Origin of the sequence: Clostridium thermobutyricum, assembly GCF_000371465.1 — a bacterium.
GTDB lineage: Bacteria > Bacillota > Clostridia > Clostridiales > Clostridiaceae > Clostridium > Clostridium thermobutyricum.
The window spans coordinates 1,975,283-1,998,055 of sequence record NZ_KB850956.1; the positions used below are offsets into that span (position 1 = coordinate 1,975,283).

At 26.4% G+C, this 22,773-nt stretch carries 22 protein-coding genes and 2 other annotated features (1 of these 24 running past the window's edge); of the genes, 2 read left to right on the plus strand and 20 right to left on the minus strand.

The window, feature by feature from the left end:
- Nucleotides 1-262 (minus strand) — a sequence feature (mutual gap in cmsearch alignment for this rRNA model is longer than 100) (it extends 1,717 nt beyond the left edge of the window).
- Between the two features lie 672 nt (nucleotides 263-934).
- The 8 genes from HMPREF1092_RS09230 to HMPREF1092_RS09265 form a co-directional block, all read right to left on the minus strand.
- Entirely contained in the window at nucleotides 935-2,317 is a 1,383-nt protein-coding gene (locus tag HMPREF1092_RS09230; RefSeq protein WP_002598394.1) for a hypothetical protein, read from the minus strand.
- Nucleotides 2,318-2,320: 3 nt separating this feature from the next.
- Nucleotides 2,321-3,031 (minus strand): OmpA/MotB family protein, encoded by a 711-nt coding sequence (locus HMPREF1092_RS09235; RefSeq protein ID WP_002598395.1) that lies wholly within the window; start codon nucleotides 3,029-3,031, stop codon nucleotides 2,321-2,323.
- 13 nt (nucleotides 3,032-3,044) lie between these two features.
- The gene (locus tag HMPREF1092_RS09240) at nucleotides 3,045-4,457 is read right to left on the minus strand and encodes a hypothetical protein (protein WP_002598396.1); all 1,413 of its coding nucleotides are present in this window, start codon (nucleotides 4,455-4,457) and stop codon (nucleotides 3,045-3,047) included.
- A 150-nt stretch (nucleotides 4,458-4,607) separates the two neighbouring features.
- Nucleotides 4,608-5,192, minus strand: a complete 585-nt coding sequence (locus tag HMPREF1092_RS09245; protein WP_002598397.1) for a hypothetical protein — start codon at nucleotides 5,190-5,192, stop codon at nucleotides 4,608-4,610.
- 180 nt (nucleotides 5,193-5,372) lie between these two features.
- The gene (locus HMPREF1092_RS09250) at nucleotides 5,373-6,011 is read right to left on the minus strand and encodes a YitT family protein (protein ID WP_002598398.1); all 639 of its coding nucleotides are present in this window, start codon (nucleotides 6,009-6,011) and stop codon (nucleotides 5,373-5,375) included.
- A gap of 153 nt (nucleotides 6,012-6,164) precedes the next feature.
- Nucleotides 6,165-6,779, minus strand: a complete 615-nt coding sequence (locus HMPREF1092_RS09255; protein ID WP_002598399.1) for a response regulator transcription factor — start codon at nucleotides 6,777-6,779, stop codon at nucleotides 6,165-6,167.
- Nucleotides 6,780-6,781: 2 nt separating this feature from the next.
- Nucleotides 6,782-7,936, minus strand: a complete 1,155-nt coding sequence (locus HMPREF1092_RS16505) for a sensor histidine kinase (protein ID WP_002598400.1) — start codon at nucleotides 7,934-7,936, stop codon at nucleotides 6,782-6,784.
- On the minus strand, nucleotides 7,936-8,397 hold the full coding sequence (locus HMPREF1092_RS09265) for a CcdC protein domain-containing protein (RefSeq protein WP_002598401.1): 462 nt from the start codon (nucleotides 8,395-8,397) through the stop codon (nucleotides 7,936-7,938). The genes HMPREF1092_RS16505 and HMPREF1092_RS09265 overlap by 1 nt, the downstream gene beginning before the upstream one ends.
- 182 nt (nucleotides 8,398-8,579) lie before the next feature.
- Nucleotides 8,580-8,790: a binding site (T-box leader), on the plus strand.
- 87 nt (nucleotides 8,791-8,877) lie between these two features.
- Here HMPREF1092_RS09265 and leuS point away from each other — a divergent pair.
- Nucleotides 8,878-11,325 carry a leucine--tRNA ligase gene (gene leuS / locus HMPREF1092_RS09270; protein WP_002598402.1) on the plus strand — a complete coding sequence of 816 codons (2,448 nt, stop codon included), beginning with the start codon at nucleotides 8,878-8,880 and terminating at the stop codon, nucleotides 11,323-11,325.
- Between the two features lie 130 nt (nucleotides 11,326-11,455).
- Here leuS and HMPREF1092_RS09275 read toward each other — a convergent pair whose 3' ends face one another.
- From HMPREF1092_RS09275 to HMPREF1092_RS09285, 3 genes are all read right to left on the minus strand, one after another.
- Nucleotides 11,456-12,160 carry an MBL fold metallo-hydrolase gene (locus HMPREF1092_RS09275; RefSeq protein WP_002598403.1) on the minus strand — a complete coding sequence of 235 codons (705 nt, stop codon included), beginning with the start codon at nucleotides 12,158-12,160 and terminating at the stop codon, nucleotides 11,456-11,458.
- A 165-nt stretch (nucleotides 12,161-12,325) separates the two neighbouring features.
- Complete coding sequence (gene adhE / locus HMPREF1092_RS09280) at nucleotides 12,326-14,917, minus strand: bifunctional acetaldehyde-CoA/alcohol dehydrogenase (protein ID WP_040414127.1); 2,592 nt, start codon at nucleotides 14,915-14,917, stop codon at nucleotides 12,326-12,328.
- A gap of 116 nt (nucleotides 14,918-15,033) precedes the next feature.
- Nucleotides 15,034-15,783: a hypothetical protein gene (locus HMPREF1092_RS09285; protein ID WP_002598405.1), complete on the minus strand. Its 750-nt coding sequence runs from the start codon at nucleotides 15,781-15,783 to the stop codon at nucleotides 15,034-15,036.
- Between the two features lie 233 nt (nucleotides 15,784-16,016).
- On the opposite strand from HMPREF1092_RS09285, the gene HMPREF1092_RS09290 reads away from it, so the two are divergent.
- Nucleotides 16,017-16,346, plus strand: coding sequence for a HesB-like protein (locus tag HMPREF1092_RS09290; RefSeq protein ID WP_002598406.1), 330 nt, complete (start codon nucleotides 16,017-16,019; stop codon nucleotides 16,344-16,346).
- A gap of 53 nt (nucleotides 16,347-16,399) precedes the next feature.
- Here HMPREF1092_RS09290 and hisE read toward each other — a convergent pair whose 3' ends face one another.
- Genes hisE through hisG form a run of 9 tightly spaced genes read right to left on the minus strand, consistent with a single transcriptional unit; the run spans nucleotide 16,400 to nucleotide 22,772 of the window.
- Nucleotides 16,400-16,729, minus strand: coding sequence for a phosphoribosyl-ATP diphosphatase (gene hisE / locus HMPREF1092_RS09295; RefSeq protein WP_002598407.1), 330 nt, complete (start codon nucleotides 16,727-16,729; stop codon nucleotides 16,400-16,402).
- A 12-nt stretch (nucleotides 16,730-16,741) separates the two neighbouring features.
- Nucleotides 16,742-17,068: a phosphoribosyl-AMP cyclohydrolase gene (hisI, locus tag HMPREF1092_RS09300; protein WP_002598408.1), complete on the minus strand. Its 327-nt coding sequence runs from the start codon at nucleotides 17,066-17,068 to the stop codon at nucleotides 16,742-16,744.
- Nucleotides 17,069-17,124: 56 nt separating this feature from the next.
- The gene (gene hisF / locus HMPREF1092_RS09305; protein WP_002598409.1) at nucleotides 17,125-17,886 is read right to left on the minus strand and encodes an imidazole glycerol phosphate synthase subunit HisF; all 762 of its coding nucleotides are present in this window, start codon (nucleotides 17,884-17,886) and stop codon (nucleotides 17,125-17,127) included.
- A 12-nt stretch (nucleotides 17,887-17,898) separates the two neighbouring features.
- The gene (gene hisA / locus HMPREF1092_RS09310) at nucleotides 17,899-18,615 is read right to left on the minus strand and encodes a 1-(5-phosphoribosyl)-5-[(5-phosphoribosylamino)methylideneamino]imidazole-4-carboxamide isomerase (protein WP_002598410.1); all 717 of its coding nucleotides are present in this window, start codon (nucleotides 18,613-18,615) and stop codon (nucleotides 17,899-17,901) included.
- A gap of 3 nt (nucleotides 18,616-18,618) precedes the next feature.
- On the minus strand, nucleotides 18,619-19,227 hold the full coding sequence (gene hisH, locus HMPREF1092_RS09315; RefSeq protein ID WP_002598411.1) for an imidazole glycerol phosphate synthase subunit HisH: 609 nt from the start codon (nucleotides 19,225-19,227) through the stop codon (nucleotides 18,619-18,621).
- A gap of 11 nt (nucleotides 19,228-19,238) precedes the next feature.
- On the minus strand, nucleotides 19,239-19,820 hold the full coding sequence (gene hisB / locus HMPREF1092_RS09320; RefSeq protein ID WP_002598412.1) for an imidazoleglycerol-phosphate dehydratase HisB: 582 nt from the start codon (nucleotides 19,818-19,820) through the stop codon (nucleotides 19,239-19,241).
- A complete protein-coding gene (gene hisC / locus HMPREF1092_RS09325) occupies nucleotides 19,817-20,848 on the minus strand; it encodes a histidinol-phosphate transaminase (protein WP_002598413.1) in 1,032 nt (343 codons plus the stop codon). Before hisC ends, hisB begins: the two co-directional genes overlap by 4 nt.
- Nucleotides 20,826-22,133 carry a histidinol dehydrogenase gene (gene hisD, locus HMPREF1092_RS09330; RefSeq protein ID WP_002598414.1) on the minus strand — a complete coding sequence of 436 codons (1,308 nt, stop codon included), beginning with the start codon at nucleotides 22,131-22,133 and terminating at the stop codon, nucleotides 20,826-20,828. The genes hisC and hisD overlap by 23 nt, the downstream gene beginning before the upstream one ends.
- A 12-nt stretch (nucleotides 22,134-22,145) precedes the next feature.
- The gene (gene hisG, locus HMPREF1092_RS09335; protein WP_002598415.1) at nucleotides 22,146-22,772 is read right to left on the minus strand and encodes an ATP phosphoribosyltransferase; all 627 of its coding nucleotides are present in this window, start codon (nucleotides 22,770-22,772) and stop codon (nucleotides 22,146-22,148) included.
- Between the last annotated feature and the right edge of the window lies 1 nt (nucleotide 22,773).

Here is a 22,773-nt window from a genome sequence, read left to right on the forward strand (position 1 = left end):
TTTCCATTTCGCTCGCCGCTACTTAGGAAATCGATTTTTCTTTCTCTTCCTCCGGGTACTTAGATGTTTCAGTTCCCCGGGTTACCCCTATATAGCTATGTATTCACTATATAGTACATGGGGTTTCCCATGTGAGTTTCCTCATTCGGAAATCTTCGGATCTCTGGCTATGTGCGCCTACCCGAAGCTTATCGCAGCTTATCACGTCCTTCATCGGCTCCTGATGCCAAGGCATTCACCATACGCCCTTTGTAGCTTGACCTATTAATTAGTCATGTTTCAGATTTTACAATCTTGAATTAGTCACAAAGAATAGTATTTAAAATACATTTCTTGGCTTTGTTGTATTAACAATCTATATTATGCAATTTTCAAAGAACTTATTTTCTTTCGGAAAACTTAATTTGATTTTTCCGACTCGCTTATTATAGCATCACATTAAAAAATATGTCAACACTATTTTTTAAAAAATTTTATTTAATTATATTTTCCATTAAAACGGCTAATTATTCTAAAGTTTTTATAATTATATGTTATAACTTTTATTACTTAAAATTTATTTTAAAACCTATTTATTTAATATCTCTATTACTATTTCTAGTAAAACTTCATATAAATTTTTAGACCCAACTATAATAAAACTTATTATAGTAAATTAGTAACTATATATTTTTTAAAATAATAAAGAATATATATATAACTATTTTTAGTTAGCTTCTTAATTTAAAAATGATATTAAATAAAAACATAAAAAAAGCAATCTATTTTTAAAATAGATTGCTAAATAAGTATATTAATAATTCTATATTTTTGTAATTAGCGATTTTCAAAGACACAGACATTTTTAATATACTAAAATCACTTTATTTTCTTTATATTTTAAATTATACACTATTTATTAACTTTTTATCCATATTTTTTTAAATTAAATTTTCTATTCATTAGAAATTTCTTTTTTTATTTTTTTCATTTCATTTTGAATATATATATTTTTTAATTCAAAATCTCTTCCTCCCAATAATATAGATTCACTTTTTATATTGATTCCTTCTTTCTTTTTTTGTATAAGAAATATTATATCTTCATCTTTTATTTTGAACTTAAATTTATCTTTTTTCTTTATAACTACTTCTAAAGCTCTCACATCATCTGTTTCTTTATAAAAATCATACATTATTTTTATAAGTCTATTATCATATCTTATACCTTTACTACATAAAATCTTATTTGCCATTTCTAAAGATACATTTCCCTTTTTAAAATCTTCTAATGTATCATTATCTATTATTTTAAACTTTTTCTTTAATTGTAAGTTTAAATCTGTAAATTTTAATACTTGTATTACTTCTTCAGTATTATCTGTAAAAAAGCCTTCACTATATAATTTCTCTAAATATAGTTTTATTTTTTCTGTTATTAAATAATTTTCTAATATAAATTCTTCTATCAATAAACCTAATTTTATATTTACTTCATCAAAATCCATGTATTTTTCCAATATTTCTAATGAAAACTTAACTGAAAGATTTTCTCCATTATATTTTATATAATCTTTATATTTCTTATATACTTCTAGTCCAATACTTACATTTTTTATTCTCTTTATATAATTTAATGCAAAATCTTTATCCTTTTCTTCTAATAACCTCTCCATACCTTTACTTACTGCAAAAATTCTTCTAGTTCTTTCTTTCATTAAATGTAAAGAATTAAATATTTTTATATCATAAAAATTCCCTTCTATAATATCTCTCTTCTTTATATCTAATTCAAAAAATAAAGTTTTATAGTCAGTATATATTATTATAGTTTCTCTTATATTTATAGGGTATTTTATATTTTCTTGGGCTAATATATTTATATTTATATAATCATAAAACTCATTATTTTCAAACGTTAAATTTACTAACCCTTTATATTCATTGCTTATATACTTTACTTTAAATGGATATTTATTTTTAATTAATTTTATATAGAAGCTTTTGCTTATTCCTTCGCTACTTCTAAATTCTATCTCTTTTTCTAGATCTGTTTTATATTCTATTTTTTCTCTATTTATTATATTTGCATTTATTAAGCTTTCATATATTTCTTTATAATCTACTTCTTTCTTATTTAAAAGATAATATAACTTATTACTTAGATAGGTGTATCCTTTATATTTTAATATCCAAACTAAAGCAGATCTAAATACTCTATTTCGTTTTAATTCTTTATATGGTATATATTTTTCTTTTAGATATTCTATAACTCTAAGAGTTTCTTCCGTATATTCAGAATCTACAAATTGATTTACTTCTTTTTCGATTATCTTCATATACTAATTCCCCTTTTGGTCACTTACTCTATCTTTTATTGCTTTTTCTAAATCTTTATTTGAGAATACCATCTTAATTTCTATTTTTCTTTGAGAGGCTGCATTTTCTATATCATCTTTTGAATAGTCTTCTCTATCTCTATCTTCTTTATTTGGATTTGTCTCGAACTCTGACATTCCTGAAGCTTTAAATTTTCCACCAAAATCATTTTCTAATTTACTATCCATTTTAACCATTTGATTTAAAAAACTCATTGCTCTTTCAGTAGATAATTTTCTATTATCTATAGTATTTCCTGCATAATCTGTATGTCCAACTACTTCTATATACTCTATTTCTTCTCTTAACATTTCATCTTCCAATATAGAATAAAATATTTCTCCTAATTGCTCTGCCATAATTTTACCATCACTTTTCAAATCCCATTTTCCTGTATCAAAAAATGTTTCTGTATTTAATATCATCTTTCCTTCATCTCTATCAAAATACATTATATTTTTATCTACTTCATTTAAATTTAAATTTTCTTGTATTTTATTGTATATAGTTTCTCTTTTAATAGATATATTATCAACAAAAAGACTAGATAATCCCATTGCAATTATCATTAGAAAGAAAAATACTAATGCTATTGTAGTCATTACATCTACAAAAGATGGCCAGTATGAGCCGGCTTCTTCTCTAGACTTATATCTTCTACTTCTTATTTTCATATAGTATCCCCCCCTATTCTTTTCTAATATCTACCCAATCATTTGTAGCCTTAACTAATCTTCCAACTGTTTGTGTATTCATGCTTAATGTATTTATAGCTTCATCTATATCTTCTAATGCTCCTTTTAATTCATTTACTAAATCATATGATATTTTAGTAAATCCTTTTTGTACTGAAGATTGTACTCCTAATTCTATTTTTTCTCTTAATACTTCTATATTAACTTTAAATTCTTCTGTTATTTCTTCAAACTTTTCATATCCAGAATTTAAGCCTTTTATTTCTTCAGCTAAATTTTCATCTCTTGTTAAAATAGATTTATTTATTTCTTCCATAACAGTTACTATTCCACTATATGTGCTTTGAAGTTTATCTCTACCTTCTTTAACTTCTAAAATAACATCTTCAAATATATTATTTCTATCTGTAGTTGTAATATTTAATTTACCTATAACTCCTGAAAGATAATCTAATTTATCCTCTAACTTTTCTATAGATTTATTCATTATAAATTCTAATTTATCAGTAGTTAAAGTAAATTCATTTATTGAGCCCTTAAATCTTTCTATTGGATCATTAAAACTTTCAATAGTTTCTCCTAATCTACCAATTACTTTTCCGAAATCTTCTGTATATACTGTAAGTTCTTTAGCTGTATTTGTCATATCAAGTGTATTTTTATTTATATTAGATACAAGTTCATTTACACCATTCATAAATAACTCTCTCATATCTACAGCTAGTCTTAACATTGACTTTGAAACTATGTCATTAAATTTCTCAAATTGAGTAACAAAACTATATGAATATTCTCCATATAGAGTATTGTCTAAATAATCTTCCATTTCATCAAAAAATTCTTCTTTAGTCTTTTTAACTTTTGCATTTAACCCATTTAATATTAATGACATTATTACTCCAAAAATACTAGTCCAAAAAGCACTAGACATACCTTGTAGTGGAACACTCATTTTTGATAAAAATACTTCCATTGTTTTTACACCAGATTCTAACACTCCATTAGTTCCATGAATTGAAATAGTTAATCCTAAAAATGTCCCTAAAAGTCCAAGTGCTATACAAGAAGCAGGTAAAACTGTAAGAAGTCTTTCATTTATATCATTAGATTCTTTTAAATGCTTTATTATTAAAACTTCTGTATTTATATTATCTATACCTCTTTTTGCACCTCTTTTAAAGTCTTCTGCTATTTCTAAAAGTGGTCCTGATAAAAACTCCTTTTCTCCTGCACTATTTATAGAGTTACTTTCTTTTAATTCATCTAAAAGCTCCCTATAAAATCTTTTCATTTTAATATTTAAGAAAATGTTATATCCACCTACTAATATAATTATTAAAATTACTATCCAACCAACAGCTCCTTGTTCTAAAAAGGATTTTAATAGCTCTTTAAATATTCCCATATACTCATCTCCCTTATTTACAAATCTTTTATTATACTGCTTATAATATTTCTATTAGTATTTCTTATTAAATATTCTGTATTATTTCTTAATTTTTTCTTATAAAAAAAGCTAGACTTTAATTTATATAAATTAAAATCTAGCTTTTTATTATTTTATTCCACCTAAAACACTATTTTGTCCTTCTATTACTCCATTCATTATTTGAGCTAATGCAGAGTACATACCATTGCTTTCTACTATTTTCCATTTACCTTTTATCTTTGTTAAATAAATTTTATCTGATTGAACATCACTATAATCTGATCCATTTTTATATGTTATATCTGTTTTATATTTAATATCATAAACAGCTGTTTGATTATCTCCCGAAACTTTAGTTAAATTTAATATATTAATATGAATTGTTCTTTCTTGTATATTAAATTGCTTTAGAAAAGTTTGCATTATTTTTTCTCTATCTTCTTGATTTGGAACTTGTGCATCTAATCTATCTTGTATATCTGTATATGTTATACATCTTTCTAACTGATTATTAGAAATTGATGCATAAAAATTTCTTATAGTTGTCTCTGGTGTTGAAAAAAATAAACTTCTACATATATATGTACCACCTGCAATCACTGCTAATACAATTACTACTATTGTTGAAATCTTTGTTATTTTATTTAGAGAGCCTTCTTTTCTAACTTTTTCTTTTTTTATTTCTTTTTGTTCATTAGTATCTTTTTTCATAAAATTGCTCCTTTCATCCTATTTTAATATTATATATTTTTACGTTTAATTCAACCTTAATTCATCATTCAACTTAATTTTTAATAAAAAATACATTTTTATTATACTATATTTTTTCAAAAAAAAAACTTTACAATACCTTTAATAAAAAGTCATTGTAAAGCTTAAAAAATTTATCTATTAAGATGCTACTACTGCACCTTTAACAGCAACTTTTTCTTTCTTCTTACCTAAATCATGAATTACGCTTATTAATGTACCACTAACTAAAACAGCAATTATAGAATAAACTATTCTATCTACACTTATATAAGTTAATGATAAAGCTAAAACAACTGCGTCCATTAAATAATACATATGGTGTATTTTTAATCTTGAAAACTTGCTTCCTAGTATAGCTAAAACATCATCTCCACCAGAGGCTGCTCCAACTCTTACTACAAGTCCAACTCCTAGTCCAACTGCAACACCAGATAAAATTCCCGCTAAAATCATGTTATTTTGTAAGTTTGGTACTATAAATCCTATACTTTCCCACATTCTATATGTTATAGAAAATGTAGCAGTTGATAAAAATGATAAAAATAAGAATTTTTTACCTAAAAATCTCATTCCCACTAAAAATAATGAGAAATCTACTATCACACTTGTTATAGATGGTGAAATAGCATATAGCTTTTGAAGTAATAGAATTAATCCTAATACCCCACCTTCTGTAACATCATTTTGATAGTTTAAATTATAACTTCCAAATGCTAGAATACTGGCTCCTAAAATAACCAAAAGTATATCTCTAGCATTCTGCCTGGCCGAGTACACAATATCACTCTCCTATTTTTTTTACTAATAATATTATAACTCTTCTAACTCTTTTTTGCCATTTTATTAATATTCGCTATTTGTAATTAACTCAAACTATTCACTCTGTTCATTAAAGTTCCTTCTATTTCGTCCAAGTTCCTATATTGTTTGTTATCTTTTTAGCTTTATTGCTAATTCTGTTCTATTTTTAACTTCTAATTTATCTAATATCTTTGTTACATAATTTTTTACTGTTCCTTCAGATAAATAAAGTTTTTCTCCTATTTCTTTATTGTTTAATCCTTCTGTAATTAAATTTGCAATTTCTTTTTCTCTTTTAGTAAGAATATCTAAATTTACTTCTTCTTTTTTATTTAACACTCCGGCAATCTTCATTGCTACTTCTGAATGAATAAGCATATTTCCTTTAAAAACTGTTTTTATTCCATTTATTATTTCATCTGGGTCTGCATCTTTTAAAAGATAGCCATTAGCACCATTTTTTATTGATTGAAAAATATATTCATCTTCATTAAATGTAGTTAATATAAGAATTTTTATCTCTTTATTTAATTCTTTTATTTTTTCTGTTGCTAAAACTCCATCCATAATTGGCATTCTTATATCAATAAGAACAACATCAGGATTTAAGTCTCTACAAAGAGAAATCGCATCTAAACCATTTTCTCCTTCTCCTAAAACTTCTATTTCATTATCTAATGATAAAATCATTTTTAATCCTTCTCTTATTATTTTTTGATCATCAACTACAATAACTTTTATCATTCTTATTCCTCTTCTCTTTTTATCTCTCCAGTAATACTAAATCCATTGTTTAATATGTTAAATTCACATTTACCATTTAAATTTTCTATTCTCTCTTCAATTCCTCTAAGACCATTAGATTTTTTTATACCTATAGGAGATTTTCCATTATTAAATATAGAAAAATTTATTGTTTCTTCATTTATATATATTTTTATTTTAAAATACTTTGCCTCTCCATGTTTTATTCCATTAGTTATTGCTTCTTTTATAGTAATATATAAAGCTTCTTTTATATTATCATCTACTTTTTCTATATTTTCATCTATATCATTTTCAAATTCTATGGCTTCATTTAAATGTTTTTCTATTTCAATTATCCTCCATATTAATTTTTGTTCTTTTTCATATTCTTTAAGCTTATATACAGTAGCTCTAAGCTCTGTAATACTATCTTTAACTATAACTTTAGTTTTCTCTATTATCTCTTTTCGTTTTTCTTCATTATTATCAAATTTCTCTATTAAATTAACATGCATAGATATTCCCATTAAATAATGCCCCAAAGAATCATGAAGTTCTTGTGCAACGCGATTTCTTTCTTTTTCTATTGTTAATTTCTCCAATTCTTTTGAGTATTCTTTTAACTTTTCATTTTGAAGAAGAAGTTCTTTATTTAATATTCCTACTTTTTCTCTTTCTTTTCTTCTTGTATACGACACTATAACAATACTCAAAACTAGTATATAAGGAAATAGCATTATTAAAATTGTATTAATGTAACTATGTATATTTTTAATAGGTAAATTAATCACAAATACTGAAAAAATATATGATAATATATTTACTAAAATATATAATTTTTTATATAAGTTATTATGTTTAATATATATAGCCTCACAAACACTTATAAATAAATATGTTCCTATTATTCCTTTAGAATATATTCCTGAAGCTATGCCAACTAAAATAATACTAAAAAACCCTAATATTACATATTCTTTGTAGTTAGTAACTCTTAATCTATATATATCAATTATTATTGCTATAATTAGAATAATAGATAAAAAAACTCTAAAATTAGCAGTTTTTCCATTTAGAAGCTGTGCTAATCCTAGAGCTAACATTATAATTTTTATTTTACCTGTTCCTGTTCTTACAACTCTTGTTTCTTCCATTAACATTTTCCTTTTAATCTTAAGTAATTATAGTATATTATTACTCTTCTAGCCCCAATTGATGCAGTTGCTGTTAGTATAAATGCTACATTAATATAATTCAAAAAATTTCTATCATATATTCCAACTGCATAAGATATTATAACTTTTATTAATAAATATACCACTAGTACTAGTATATCAAATACTTGTCTTTTATACACTACTTCACCTAAGTCATTTATATTAACTTTATAAAATCTACTTCTGAATACTCCTATAATTCCCCCTATAATTAATGAAATAATTATAACTCCTATACATTCTAGATTTAAATTTACTTTTATTATTTCTGTAAATGACAAATATAAAAATATTAATGGTAATATAAAGAAACCATCTTTTATTTTTTTTGTTTTCCCTTTTAAACTACTCTTTATCATTAAATATAATATTACTATTATTACTATTCCTGATTGCATAGATATCTTCCTCCATTTATCTTTTGTTTAATATAAATTAATTATAAAATCTTAAGTGATTTTTGTAGTGTTACTAAAGTCATATAATTAGTCATAACTTTACATTCCATTTATTAATGTTACTTATTGACTTACATTAGATTTTTAAATATAATAAAAGACAAATGATTACAATTATATACTTTATTGCTGTGATTAGAAGTAGTACTATATATAAGTATTTTAAGAGAGTTAATGGTTGGTGAAAATTAATAATACATTTATAGGAACTTGTCTATGAGCTTACTTGTTAAAAGCAAGTACGGATTCTTATCCGTTATTTAAATAAGTGAAGAATATTTTTATGTTCTTAATAAGAGTGGTACCACGGAATTTATACCTTTCGTCTCTTTTTATAAGAGATGAAAGGTTTTTTTTAATTATAAACACTCTAAAGCTATGTAATCTAATTTATTAAATAATTTTAGGAGGTTCAATATTATGGGAAATTACGGAACTAATATTGATAAGAAATGGCAAGATAAATGGGCCAATGAAAATCTTTATAAATTTGATAGCTCAAACCTTGATAAGAAACTTTATGTTTTAGAAATGTTCTCTTATCCATCAGGAAGCCAATTACATGCAGGACATTGGTTTAACTATGGTCCAGTTGATACTTGGGCAAGACTTAAAAGAATGCAAGGATTTAATGTATTCCAACCAATGGGATTTGATGCTTTTGGATTACCAGCAGAAAACTTTGCTATAAAAACTGGTATTCACCCAAAAGATTCAACATTTAAAAATATAGCTACAATGGAAGAACAATTAAAAGCTATGGGAGCTATGTTTAACTGGGAAAATGAAGTAGTAACTTGTTCAGAAGATTACTATAAATGGACTCAATGGTTATTCTTAAAACTTTATGAGAAAGGTTTAGCATATAGAAAAAAAGCTCCTGTAAACTGGTGTCCTTCATGTCAAACTGTTCTTGCAAATGAGCAAGTTCATGATGGTGCATGTGAAAGATGTGATACTGAAGTTACTAAAAAAGACCTTACTCAATGGTTCTTTAAAATAACTGATTATGCTGATGAATTATTAGAAAAATTAGATGGTTTAGATTGGCCTGAAAAAACTGTTGCAATGCAAAAACACTGGATTGGTAAATCAACTGGAGCTGAGGTCACATTTAAAGTTAAAGATTCTGATTTAAGCTTTAATGTATTTACAACTAGAGTTGATACTCTTTATGGAGTTGAATATGTTGTTCTTGCACCTGAAAATCCATTGGTTGAACAAATAGTAACTTCTGAACAAAAGTCTCAAGTAGAAGAATATCAAGAAAAAGCTAAAAAACAATCTGATATTGAAAGACAATCAATTACAAGAGAAAAAACTGGAGTATTCTCAGGAGCATATGCTATAAATCCTATAAATGGAAAAGAAATTCCTGTTTGGATTGGAGATTATGTTCTTGCAACTTATGGAACTGGCGCTGTTATGGCTGTTCCTGCACATGATGAAAGAGATTTTGCTTTTGCTAAGAAGTTTGACCTTCCAATGACTAGAGTTATAGCTCCTAAAGATGGTTCTGAAGTTGAATTACCATACTGCGAACATGGTGTTCTTATTAATTCTGAAGAATTTGATTGTTTAACTACTAAAGAAGCTAAAGTTAAGATAGTTGAAAAATTAGCAAAACAAAATCTTGGAGAACAAAAAGTAAATTATAGATTAAGAGACTGGTTAGTTTCAAGACAAAGATATTGGGGAGCTCCAATTCCTGTTATTTACTGTGAAGATTGTGGAACTGTTCCAGTACCTGAAAATCAATTACCAGTAGAATTACCATATAATGTAGAATTCACTCCAGATGGTAAATCACCTCTTGCTAAATGCGAAGAGTTTGTTAATACAACTTGTCCTTGTTGTGGTAAACCAGCTAAGAGAGAAACAGATACACTTGACACATTTGTTTGTTCTTCATGGTATTATTTAAGATATCCAGATAATAAAAATTCAGATGCTCCATTTAATCCAGAAGTTATAAATAAAATGCTTCCTGTAGATAAATATGTTGGAGGACCTGAACATGCTTGTATGCATCTTTTATATGCTAGATTTATAACTAAAGCATTAAGAGATATGGGATACTTAAAATTTGATGAACCATTTAAATCATTAACTCACCAAGGACTAATATTAGGACCAGATGGTTTAAAAATGAGTAAATCTAAAGGAAATACAATTTCACCAGATGATTACATTAAGGAATATGGTTCAGATGTATTTAGAATGTATCTAATGTTCGGTTTTGCTTATACTGAAGGTGGAGCTTGGAGTGATGATGGAGTTAAATCTGTTGGTAGATTTGTAGATAGAATTGAAAGAGCTCTTGAATTAGTTAGAGAATCTAAAAATAGTGATAAAGTTAAAACAACAATAGATAAACCTGAAAAAGAACTTAACTTCTGGTTACACAATACAATAAAAGGTGTTACTGAAGATGGTGAAAAAATGCAATTCAACACTGCAATTGCTAGAATGATGGAATTTGTTAATGCAATTTCAAAATACAACAATGAAAAAGTTAAAAATGTAGAGTTCTTAACTAATGTTGCTAAAGATTTCATTAAAATCCTTGCACCATTTGCACCTCACTTCTCAGAAGAACAATGGAGTCTATTTGGAATGGAATCTTCAGTATTTAATGAATCATTCCCTGCATTTGATCCATCTGCTCTTGTAAAAGATGAAGTAGAAATAGCTATTCAAGTTAACGGAAAAATTAAAGCTAAAATAAATGTTCCATCTGATTTAGATGAAGAAGGAATAAAAGAATCTTCATTAAATAATGAAAATATTAAAGCAGCTACTGAAGGAAAAAATATTGTTAAAGTAATAGTTATAAAAGGAAGACTTGTTAATATAGTTGTTAAATAATACTTTTATGACTTAAAATATATATTTTTTTACTAGTCATCAAATAAATTAAAATAAAAAGAGTTTTCACAAATTATGTGAGAACTCTTTTTTAATAAAATTATTTTTGAATATAAGTTATAACCATATATTATTCTATTTCTACTACTTTAAATCCTTTACTTTTAAGCTCATCTTCATTTATTCCTTCATCTAAATGCATAAGATAAACTCTATCTCTAACTTCTTTTTTAAATGCCTCTTCCAAAGATTTTATATTTGTATGAGGACTTTTTTCGATATCTAATGAGCTTACTTCATGATAAACAATTGCTTTTTTATTTCTTTCTAATAATTTAATTGCTTCTGGATTTACCTCATTAGTGTCCCCACTATAGTAATATTTTTCCCCATTTATTTTTATAAGGAATCCATATGAAGGTATTTCAACAACATGTTTGTTATTTGAAAATTCCAAATCAACATTTCCAAACTCTTTATCCTTTATCCAATTAACATATCTACTTTCTACATCATAAAATTCTTTAGATACTCCTACATATGCTAACATATCCTCAATAGTTTTTTTATGTGGAAAATATATTTTTGGTTTTATTTCTTTTATGTAATGAGAATAAAAAATTAAATCTCCTAAACTTCCTACATGATCTGGATGTGTATGTGTTATTATTATATGAAGTGTTTCACAATTTTCTAAAACTCCTTTTGTTTTAAGATCATGAAAAACTGTTCCTCCACAATCTATAAGTATAATTGATTTTTCTTTTTTTATGTATGCACTTGTATTTCCTAGTTTTGTATTGAAAGCACTTCCCTTTCCTATAAACTTTAACATGCTTCCCCTCCTAAATTACATTAAATCAAACTATATTTTACCATAAATTCATTATCTTTCATAATATAAACAAATAAATAAATTAAAAGCTGATTACTCAATAAAAAGTAATCAGCTAACAATATATTATAATTTATTAAATATTTTTTCTTGAATTATAATAGCTTATTTAGAATCTTCAAATACATTTATATACATTTGTTTTATTTCACTCATAAGTGGATATCTAGGATTTGCTCCTGTGCATTGGTCATCAAATGCCTGTTCTACCATTTCATCTAAAGTTGCATAAAATTTATCTTTTGAAATTCCAGTTTCATGTATAGATTTAGGTATATTTACTTTTTCTTTTAATTCATTAATAGCTTTTATTAAAAGCTCTATTTTTTCTTCTTCTGTACTTCCACCTAAATTTAAATAATCTGCTATTCTCGCATATCTCCATTTAGCATTTGGATATTTATATTGTGGAAAGGCTGCTTGCTTTCTTGGAGCATCTGTTGCATTAAATCTTATAGTTTCATTTATTAATAAAGCATTTGCAATTCCATGTGGCACATGATGAAATGCTCCTAATTTATGTGCCATTGAGTGGCATATTCCAAGAAAAGAGTTTGCAAAGGCCATACCAGCCATTGATGCAGCATTAGCCATTTTTTCTCTTGCTTTTATATTTTCTGTTCCATTTAAATAAGCTGTTGGAAGATATTTAAATATTAATCTTATAGCTTCTAGAGCTAATCCATTTGTATATTCTGAAGCAAGGACTGAAACATAAGCTTCTATAGCATGAGTTAATGCATCAATTCCTGAAGCTGCTGTTAATCCCTTTGGCATACTCATCATAAGTTCAGCATCTACAATAGCCATATCAGGAGTTAATTCATAATCTGCAAGTGGATATTTTACTCCAGTTTCGCTATCTGTTATAACAGCAAAAGGAGTTACTTCTGAACCTGTTCCTGCTGAAGTAGGAATAGCTACCATCATTGCTTTTTGCCCTAATTCTGGGAATTTATATACTCTCTTTCTTATATCCATAAATCTCATAGCTAAATCTTCAAATTTAACTTCTGGATGCTCATATAATACCCACATTATTTTTGCTGCATCCATTGGAGAACCTCCTCCAACAGATATTATTACATCAGGTTTAAAACTAAGCATTTGTTCTGCTCCTCTTTTTGCTGCTATTAATGTAGGATCTGGTTCAACATCTGTAAATATTTTATAATCTATTTTACATGACTTTAATATGTCAGTTACTTTATTGGTATATCCTAATTCAAAAAGAACTTTATCTGTTACTATAAAAGCTTTCTTTTTCCCCATCTCACATAATTCTCTAAGTGCAACTGGAAGACATCCATATTTAAAATATGTTTTTTCAGGTACTCTAAACCAAAGCATATTTTCTCTCCTTTCTGCTACACTTTTTATATTTAAAAGATGTTTTGGCCCAACATTTTCTGATACAGAGTTTCCACCCCAAGAGCCACATCCAAGAGTTAATGATGGAGCTAATTTAAAATTAAATACATCTCCTATTGCTCCTTGTGATGCTGGCATATTTACAAGAGTTCTTGCAGTTTTCATTTCTGCTCCAAACTTTTCTATCTTTTCTCTTGCTTTTGTTTGATCTGCATATAAAACAGAAGTATGACCAAAGCCTCCAAGCTCTATAAGTCTACTTGACTTTTTTAAAGCTTCATCAAAGCTTTTTGCTTTATACATAGCAAGAACTGGTGATAATTTCTCATGAGAAAACGGTTCTTCTAATTCTACTGATTCTACTTCTCCTAATAAAATTTTAGAATCTTCTGGTATTTTAAGTCCTGCAAGCTCTGCAATTTTATAAGCTGATTGCCCAACTATCTCTGAATTTAATCCACCTTTTTCATTTAAAATTATATTTTTTACTTTAACTATTTCATCTTTATCTAATATATAAGCTCCTCTATCCATAAGCTCTTTTCTTACTTCATCATATATTTTTTCCATTACTATAATACTTTGTTCAGAAGCACATATAACTCCATTATCAAAAGTTTTTGATAATAATATTGAATTTACTGCCATTTTTATATGAGCTGTTTCATCTATTATTGCTGGTGTATTTCCTGCTCCAACTCCTATTGCAGGTTTTCCTGAAGAATAAGCTGCTTTAACCATTGCAGGTCCACCAGTAGCTAAGATTATATCTGCTTCTTGCATTACTGTTTGAGATAATTCTACTGAAGGTTCATCTATCCAGCCTATTATTCCTTTTGGCGCCCCCGCTTTTACAGCAGCTTCTAATAAAATTTTTGCTGCTTCTATAGTGGAATTTTTTGCTCTTGGATGTGGTGATAATATAATTGCATTTCTTGTTTTTAAAGCTATTAAAATTTTAAATATTGCAGTAGAGGTTGGATTAGTTGTAGGAACAATTGCCGCAATAACTCCAATTGGTTCTGCAACCTTTGTTATTCCAAAAGTTAAGTTATCTTCAATAACTCCACAGGTTTTCATATCTTTATATTGATTATATATGTATTCAGCTGAAAAATGATTTTTTATTACTTTATCTTCAACTACTCCCATCCCACTTTCTTCAACTGCTAATTTAGCAAGTTTTATTCTATTATTATTAGCTGCCATTGCTGCTTCTCTAAATATTTTATCTACCTCTTCTTGGGAGTATGTTGCAAATTTTTTTTGTGATTCTCTTAAACTTTCCATTTTAGATATAAGTTCTTCTTTATTTGTAACTTTTATCACTTAAAATACCTCCTGTATATTTTATTTTTAATATCTAATTTAGTTTTTGAAAGTTTAAATAAAATTATGTACAAAAAAATGGCTTAACTTACTTTAAGTTAAACCACTCTCTACTAATCTAATAAAGGTTTTAATCCAGCTAAAACTTCACTCACTACTTCTGGATTTAATTTTTTATAATTATCTAAATAATTTGTTTCTTGAAGAGATGCAAACATTCTTTTACTCATTTCCATCCAAATCTCAGGAACAAATACCCATATAACTTCTTCATATCTCGCATTTAAAAGAAAATATTCTAAACCAAAGAAAACATAATCTTTTATTTTGTGTAATTTATTAAACTTTTCATAATCTTCAACTATTTTCATAGATATTTTGTATTCATATATATCTGAAAAGAAATAATCAAAATTTTCTCTTTTGGCTTTAAAAGCATCTCCATGAATTATTTTTATTTTTCTTTGTTTACCAAAATTCTTTTCAAAAATATCTATAACATCTTTTTCACTTTCATATACAATGACTTCTTTTACATTCTTTTTTTTACTTATTTCAATTGCTGAATATCCTAATCCTAATCCAACTATACCAACTTTTCCATGTGCTTTTTTTATAATATTGTATGTACCTTCTATTTCTCTTGCAGAAAGTTCCATCCAAACTCTATCTGTTCCAACTAATTTTAATGTATCTATATCTAAATCATTTTCTTTTTCATATCCATAACCTATCAATTTTTCATTTTTCTCATTACTAAGAACTACTTCGTAGTTTCCCACTTTATTTTCTTTTATCATTTCATTGTACTCTTTAATTTTTTCTAATAAAAATTTCCTGTTATATGGTTTCACCCAAACCATCCTTTCTAACTCTAATCATTCTTAATGAATATTACCAATTCAATACCTATAATATCATAAATTTTATATTTATAAATTAAAATTCTACTTCAATGTAATATTTCCTTTTATTTTCACAAAAAATCTATACATTTTTTGTTTATAAATTTTTTCAATTCAGAGTATTTCACTTTGCTTTAAGTTATGTTATAATTACTTCATAAAAAATTTTTAAATCATAGGAGAAATATATTATGAAAAATTTAACAATCAGCGAACAAGCATATAATGAATTTAAAGAATTCTTAGTTGAAAATAAAGTTGAAAGCTTCAACATAAGAATAAACTTAGCTGGAATGGCTTGCAGTGGTCCAGTTTTCAACATAACAGTTGATGAAGCAACTGATGATGATGCTACTGAAGTAGTAAATGACATAACATTCGTAATGGAAAAAAGATTAATAGATGAATTCGGTGGATTCATGATCCTTTCTTCAGAAGAAAATAACGGAAATGGATTAACACTTAGACCAGTTATTCAACCAGAAGGTGGATGTGGTTCATGCGGAGGAGGATGTCACTAATTTTTTATTGACATTCTAAAAAAAGACAGGTAAATTCCTGTCTTTTTTTATATTTAAAGTTCTTCTATAGGTTTTCTCTCCCCTTTTAAGTTATTTATTTTATCTCTTCTTCTCTTAAGTTCAAATTCTATATCTTTAAGTTTTATTTCTCTTTCACTAGCTAAAACAAGTAGGTGATATATTAAGTCACACATTTCATTTACTTGTTCTTCTTTATTGTCCTCTTTCATACTAGCAATAATAACTTCTGAGCATTCCTCTCCAACCTTTTTTAATATTTTTTCTCTTCCATTTTTAAATAAATAACTTGTATAAGACTTTTTATCCCCGCTATTTTTTCTTTTTTCAATAACATCATATAAATCTTCTAAAACTTTTTCCATATTACTCTCCTTTTAAATCTCATCAATGCTCCTATAAAAACAACTTTTTTCTCCTGTATGACATGCTACACCTTTTTGTTTAACTAAAAAAAGAACTGTATCATTGTCACAATCTACTTTAATTTCCTTTATTGTTTGTATATTTCCTGAAGTTTCCCCTTTATGCCATAACATTTTTCTGCTTCTACTAAAAAACCAAGTTTCGCCTGTTTCAATAGTTTTTTTCATACTTTCTTTATTAACATAAGCAAGCATTAAAACTTCATTGTTTTTATAATCTTGAACTATTGCAGGTATTAATCCATTTCCTTTTTTAAAATCTAATTTTTCAATATTCATAAACTCTCCCCTAAATTTATCCACATAAACAAAGATAAATTTCAAATTATTAACATTTATATCCTTACAGGTATATTCTTTTTATTTAAATATTCTTTTACGTCTTTTATTTTTAATTCTCCATAATGAAATAAAGAAGCTGCAAGAGCTGCATCAATTAAATCATCTTTTAAAACTTCTTCAAAATGCTCTAAACTTCCACATCCCCCAGATGCTATTATAGGAACATTTGTATTTTTTCTAACTTCTCTAATCATCTCTAAATCAAATCCTTTTTTAGTTCCATCTGCATCCATAGATGTTAAAAGAATTTCTCCACATCCTAATTCAGTTACTTCTTTTACCCAATCTATTAACTCAATTCCTGTATCAACTCTTCCCCCATTTATATATACATTCCATCCTGTATTATCTTTTCTCTTTTTTCCATCAACCGCTACAACTATACATTGACTACCAAATAATTTTGCTCCTTCACTTATTAAATTTTTATTTTTAACAGCTGCTGAATTTAGACTTACTTTATCTGCCCCTGCTCTTAAAATTTCTTTTATATCTTCTAAAGTTCTTATTCCTCCTCCAACTGTAAATGGAATAAAAACTTCCTTTGCAGTGTCAGATACTACTTTTCTCATTATATCTCTTTCCTCATAAGAGGCTGTTATATCTAAAAAAACTAATTCATCAGCACCTTGATCATTATAAAATTTTGCAAGTTCAACTGGATCTCCAACTTTTTTTAATGATACAAAATTAACTCCTTTTACAACCTCACCATTTTTCACATCTAAACAAGGTATTATTCTTTTTGTATGCACTTAAATACCTCCTTAATCCTTTGAAACTTTTAAGCTTTCTTCTAAGTCCAAAGTTTTTTTATATATTGCCTTACCCGTAATTGCCCCATAAATATTTAATTCTTTTAATTTTTTTATATCATTTATATCTTTTATTCCTCCTGAAGCTGTAATATCTATACTAACTTCTCCTTTAAGCTTTTTTAACATATCTATGTTAGGACCTTCTAATGTTCCATCTTTACTTATGTCTGTAACAATAATATTCTTAACTCCTAACTTTTCTAATTTTTTTGCAAATTCAATATAATGAATTTTACTTTTATAAAGCCATCCATCACCACAAATATACTCATCTTTACAATCTATCCCAACAGCTATTTTATTTCCATAAAGTTTTATAGATTCTCTCAATAATTTTTCATCTTCTATGGCAGCTGTTCCTAAAATTACTCTTTTTACTCCACCTTCAATATATTTTTTTATAGTTTCTAAATTTCGCATTCCTCCACCAATTTCAATAGGAGTTTTTATTTCTTTTGCTATTTTTAAAATTAACTTCATATTTTTAGGCTCTTTTTCTTTTGCTCCATCTAAATCTACTAAATGTATCCAATCTGCACCTATCTCTTCAAAATGTTTAGCTGTTTCTAAAACATCTTTTGCAACTATTTCTTTTTTACTATAATCACCTTTATAAAGTCTAACTGGCTTACCATCTATAATATCTATTGCTGGTAATATAAGCATCTTTTATTCTCCTTTACTGAAATTTCCAATAAGCTTTAACCCAACTTCTCCACTTTTTTCTGGATGAAATTGTGCTCCTATTATATTTTTATTTCTAAATAATCCAGGAATTAAAATTCCATTATAATCTGCTCCTATAAGAAGGTCTTCTTTTAAATAATCACTGGCTATATATGAATGAACATAATAAAAATAACTTCCATCTTTTATTCCTTTTAAAAGCTTGTCTTTTTTATACTGTTGTCCATTATTCCACCCAATGTGAGGTACTCTTCTTCCCTCTCCATTCATCTTTACTATTTTTCCTTTTAATAAGCCAAGACCATTCATTTTTTCCCCTTCATATCCTTCTTCAAAAAGAAGTTGCATACCAAGACAAATTCCAAGCAATTCTTTTCCATTTTCTACTTCTTCTAAAATAAATTTATCTAGACTATTTTTCTTTAAATTTTTCATTGCATCATTAAAAGCACCTACACCAGGTAATATAAGTTTTTTACAAGCCTTTAATATCTCTTTATCATCTGAAATAATATTTTTTATATTTAGTGAATCTAAAGCATTAGAAACACTTTTTAAATTTCCCATACCATAATCAATTATTCCTATCATAAAGTCTCCTTTTACAAAACACCTTTAGTACTCTGTATTTTATTATTAGTTATATTTTTCGCTATTTTAAGTGCCCTACCTAATCCTTTAAATAGAGCCTCTATTTTATGATGATCATTTTTTCCATAAAGAATTTTCATATGAAGAGTTAATCCTGCATTAAAAGAAAATGCTCTAAAAAATTCTTCTACCATTTCAGTCGAAAACTCTCCTATTATCTCTCTATTAAAATTACAATCAAATACTAAATATGGTCTTCCACTAATATCAAGAGAAACCAATGCTAAACTTTCATCCATAGGCAAATAAAATGTTCCATATCTTTCTATTCCAACTTTATCACCTAAAGCTTCATTTAAGCCCTTTCCTAAAACTATTCCTACATCTTCAACTGTATGATGATCACAAATATAAGTATCTCCATCACAGCTTAAAGTCAAATCTATTCCACTATGAAAAGAGAATAATTCTAACATATGATCAAAAAATCCAATTCCTGTATCAATATCACTTATACCATTTCCATCTAAATTTATATGAAGTTTTATTTTTGTTTCACTAGTATTTCTATTTATAGTTGCTTCTCTTTTCATGGCATCATACACTCCTTTAAAACTTTAAGCATATAATCATTTTCTTCTCTACTGCCTATAGTTATTCTAAATGTATCATTATTAAAATTCCTTATTGATATATCTTTTTCTTTAAAAACTTCTATAAATAATTTATCTCCTCTTCCAAATATGAAATTAGCATTTGAAGGATAAAATTTTATTTTTCCATTTATTTTTCTTTCAATATTTTTTAATTCAATAAATACCCTTTCTCTTTCTTCTATAACTAAATCTCTAAGAAATTTCATTTTTTCTTTTTTCTCTATTAAAACTTCTCCAAAGGTTTGAGATAAAGTATTTACATTATAAGGAACTTTAAATTTATTTAATTTTTCTATTAATCTTTCATTCCCCACTAAAAATCCAACTCTTAGTGAAGCTCCTCCAAAAGCTTTTGAAAGAGTTCTAGTTACTAATAAATTTTCATAATTAGTTATTTCTTTTATTACGGATTTTCCATAGAACTCAATATATGCTTCATCTACAACTACAATAATATCTTTAAAACTTTCTAATATTTTTTTTATTTTATTTTCTTCAACTGCAAATCCAGTAGGATTATTAGGATTTGAAAATATAATTAAATCTACCTTTTCTTTTTTACCTAAAGCTATAACATCATCCACACTATAACTTCCATCTTCATTACAAGCTAATTTTATTAATTCTCCCTCATTTGAGCTTACATAAAAATCATACATAGAAAAATCAGGATTTAATGTAAGCACTTTTTTTCCTTTCTGTATATAAGCACTAATAATTAAACCTATTGCCTCATCTGAGCCATTTTCCACTATAATATTTCCTTTATTTACTCCTACATATTCTGCATATTTTTCCTTTAACAAATTGCTATCACTATCAGGATATCTATTAAATTCTATATTTTTTAATTTTGAAAAAAATTCTCCTAATACATCTTGTCCAATATTATAAAAACATTCATTTCCATTTAATTTAATTCCATTTTCTATTACTAAAGGTTTATATTCTTCTACTATTTTCATTTTCTAACCTCACTTTTATAGAATTTACATGTGCAGTTAGTCCTTCTTTATTTGCTATATTTATTATCTTTTCTCCATCTTCCTTTAAAGCTTCTTTTGTATAATAAAGAAATGATGATTTTTTTATAAAACTATCTACAGAAAGTGGTGAAAAGAATTTTGCTGTTCCACTTGTAGGCAACACATGATTTGTTCCTCCAAAATAATCTCCAACTGGTTCTGGAGAATATTCTCCTAAAAATACAGAACCTGCATTTTTAATAAATTCTAAATAATTCATTGGATTATCTAGTAATAGTTCTAAATGTTCTGGTGCTATAAAATTTGAAATTTCAAAACACTCATCTAAATTATTACAAAGTATTGCTTTTCCAAAATTACTTAAAGATTCTTTTATTATTTCTTTTCTCTCTAATTTTTCTACTTGTATTTCTAATTCTTTTTTAACTTCTTCAATTATATTTTCTGATGTAGCAAGTAAAATTGAAGAAGCTAAAACATCATGCTCTGCTTGAGACATTAAATCAGCAGCTATATATTTTGGATTTGCTTTCTCATCTGCTATAATTAAAATTTCACTTGGACCTGCTATCATATCTATATCTACTTCCCCAAAAACTTCTTTTTTAGCTAAAGCTACATATATGTTTCCAGGACCAACAATTTTATGAACCTTATTTATGCTCTCAGTCCCATATGCTAAAGCCCCTATTCCTTGCGCTCCTCCAATTTTATAAATTTTATCAACCTCTAATATATTAGCTGTAACTAATATATATGGATTTACTTCTCCATTTTTTAATGGAGGTGTTATCATTGTTATTTCTTTTACTCCTGCAACCTTTGCTGGAATTACATTCATTAATACAGAAGATGGATATGCAGCTGTTCCTCCTGGAACATAAACTCCTATACTTTCTAATGGAATAACTCTTTGTCCCATAAAAACTCCATTTTCTTTATTTAATGTATATCCTTGTTGTTTTTGCATCTTATGATATTCTTCTATATTCTTTTTCGCTTCTTTTATATTTTCTATAAATTCTTTCTCAACTTTTAAATAAGCTTTTTCTATTTCTTCTTTTGAAACTTTTATATCTTTAATTTCTTTTGAATCAAACTTATTTGTATATTCTAATAAAGCCTTATCACCATTATTTTTTATATCTTTAAGTATATTCTTTACTGTCTTTAATTTGTCCAAATCCTCTTTTGAGCTTCTATCACTTAAAAGCTTAAATAAATTCTCTTTATTTTCTTTAGAAAATTTTATTTTTTCTATCACTTTTCTCCCTCCTCAACTTATACCTTTTTTTATATTAGATAAAAATTCTCGTATCTCTTTTCCTTTCATTTTGAAACTAGCTTTATTTACTATAACTCTTGCACTTATATTACAAATATCATCAAGCACTATAAGTCCATTTTCTTTTAATGTAGTCCCTGTTTCCATAATATCTACTATCCCATCACAAAGTCCTAATATTGGTGCAAGCTCAACTGACCCTTCTATTTTTATTATCTCAACATCCATACCTCTTTTTTTAAAATATTCTTTTGCTACTTTTGGATATTTAGTTCCTATCTTTACATGTCCAATTTTTTCAAATAAATTTACTTCTGGAAGAGATGCAACTATAAATTTGCACTTTCCTAAATTTAAATCTAAAACTTCAAAATACCCTTTATCACTTTCTAATAAAGTATCTTTTCCTACTACACCAATATCTGCAACTCCATGTTCAACATATGTTATTGAGTCTGCTGCTTTAACAAGAAAATATTTCAAATCTTTTTTTGTATCCTTAAAAACAAGCTTTCTTCCTTTATCCTTTAGTTCATCTATTCCATAACCTACTCTTTCTAATATTTTTATAGTTTCATTTTCTAATCTTCCTTTAGTTAGTGCTATACTTATAGTCATA

Bases quoted from the DNA above. Each gene is read 5' to 3' on its own strand.
- HMPREF1092_RS09230 (WP_002598394.1), bottom strand. From the start codon at position 2,317: ATGAAGATAATCGAAAAAGAAGTAAATCAATTTGTAGATTCTGAATAT.
- HMPREF1092_RS09235 (WP_002598395.1), bottom strand. From the start codon at position 3,031: ATGAAAATAAGAAGTAGAAGATATAAGTCTAGAGAAGAAGCCGGCTCA.
- HMPREF1092_RS09240 (WP_002598396.1), bottom strand. From the start codon at position 4,457: ATGGGAATATTTAAAGAGCTATTAAAATCCTTTTTAGAACAAGGAGCT.
- HMPREF1092_RS09245 (WP_002598397.1), bottom strand. From the start codon at position 5,192: ATGAAAAAAGATACTAATGAACAAAAAGAAATAAAAAAAGAAAAAGTT.
- HMPREF1092_RS09255 (WP_002598399.1), bottom strand. From the start codon at position 6,779: ATGATAAAAGTTATTGTAGTTGATGATCAAAAAATAATAAGAGAAGGA.
- HMPREF1092_RS16505 (WP_002598400.1), bottom strand. From the start codon at position 7,936: ATGGAAGAAACAAGAGTTGTAAGAACAGGAACAGGTAAAATAAAAATT.
- HMPREF1092_RS09265 (WP_002598401.1), bottom strand. From the start codon at position 8,397: ATGCAATCAGGAATAGTAATAATAGTAATATTATATTTAATGATAAAG.
- leuS (WP_002598402.1), top strand. From the start codon at position 8,878: ATGGGAAATTACGGAACTAATATTGATAAGAAATGGCAAGATAAATGG.
- HMPREF1092_RS09275 (WP_002598403.1), bottom strand. From the start codon at position 12,160: ATGTTAAAGTTTATAGGAAAGGGAAGTGCTTTCAATACAAAACTAGGA.
- HMPREF1092_RS09285 (WP_002598405.1), bottom strand. From the start codon at position 15,783: ATGGTTTGGGTGAAACCATATAACAGGAAATTTTTATTAGAAAAAATT.
- HMPREF1092_RS09290 (WP_002598406.1), top strand. From the start codon at position 16,017: ATGAAAAATTTAACAATCAGCGAACAAGCATATAATGAATTTAAAGAA.
- hisE (WP_002598407.1), bottom strand. From the start codon at position 16,729: ATGGAAAAAGTTTTAGAAGATTTATATGATGTTATTGAAAAAAGAAAA.
- hisI (WP_002598408.1), bottom strand. From the start codon at position 17,068: ATGAATATTGAAAAATTAGATTTTAAAAAAGGAAATGGATTAATACCT.
- hisA (WP_002598410.1), bottom strand. From the start codon at position 18,615: ATGCTTATATTACCAGCAATAGATATTATAGATGGTAAGCCAGTTAGA.
- hisH (WP_002598411.1), bottom strand. From the start codon at position 19,227: ATGATAGGAATAATTGATTATGGTATGGGAAATTTAAAAAGTGTTTCT.
- hisB (WP_002598412.1), bottom strand. From the start codon at position 19,820: ATGAAAAGAGAAGCAACTATAAATAGAAATACTAGTGAAACAAAAATA.
- hisC (WP_002598413.1), bottom strand. From the start codon at position 20,848: ATGAAAATAGTAGAAGAATATAAACCTTTAGTAATAGAAAATGGAATT.
- hisG (WP_002598415.1), bottom strand. From the start codon at position 22,772: ATGACTATAAGTATAGCACTAACTAAAGGAAGATTAGAAAATGAAACT.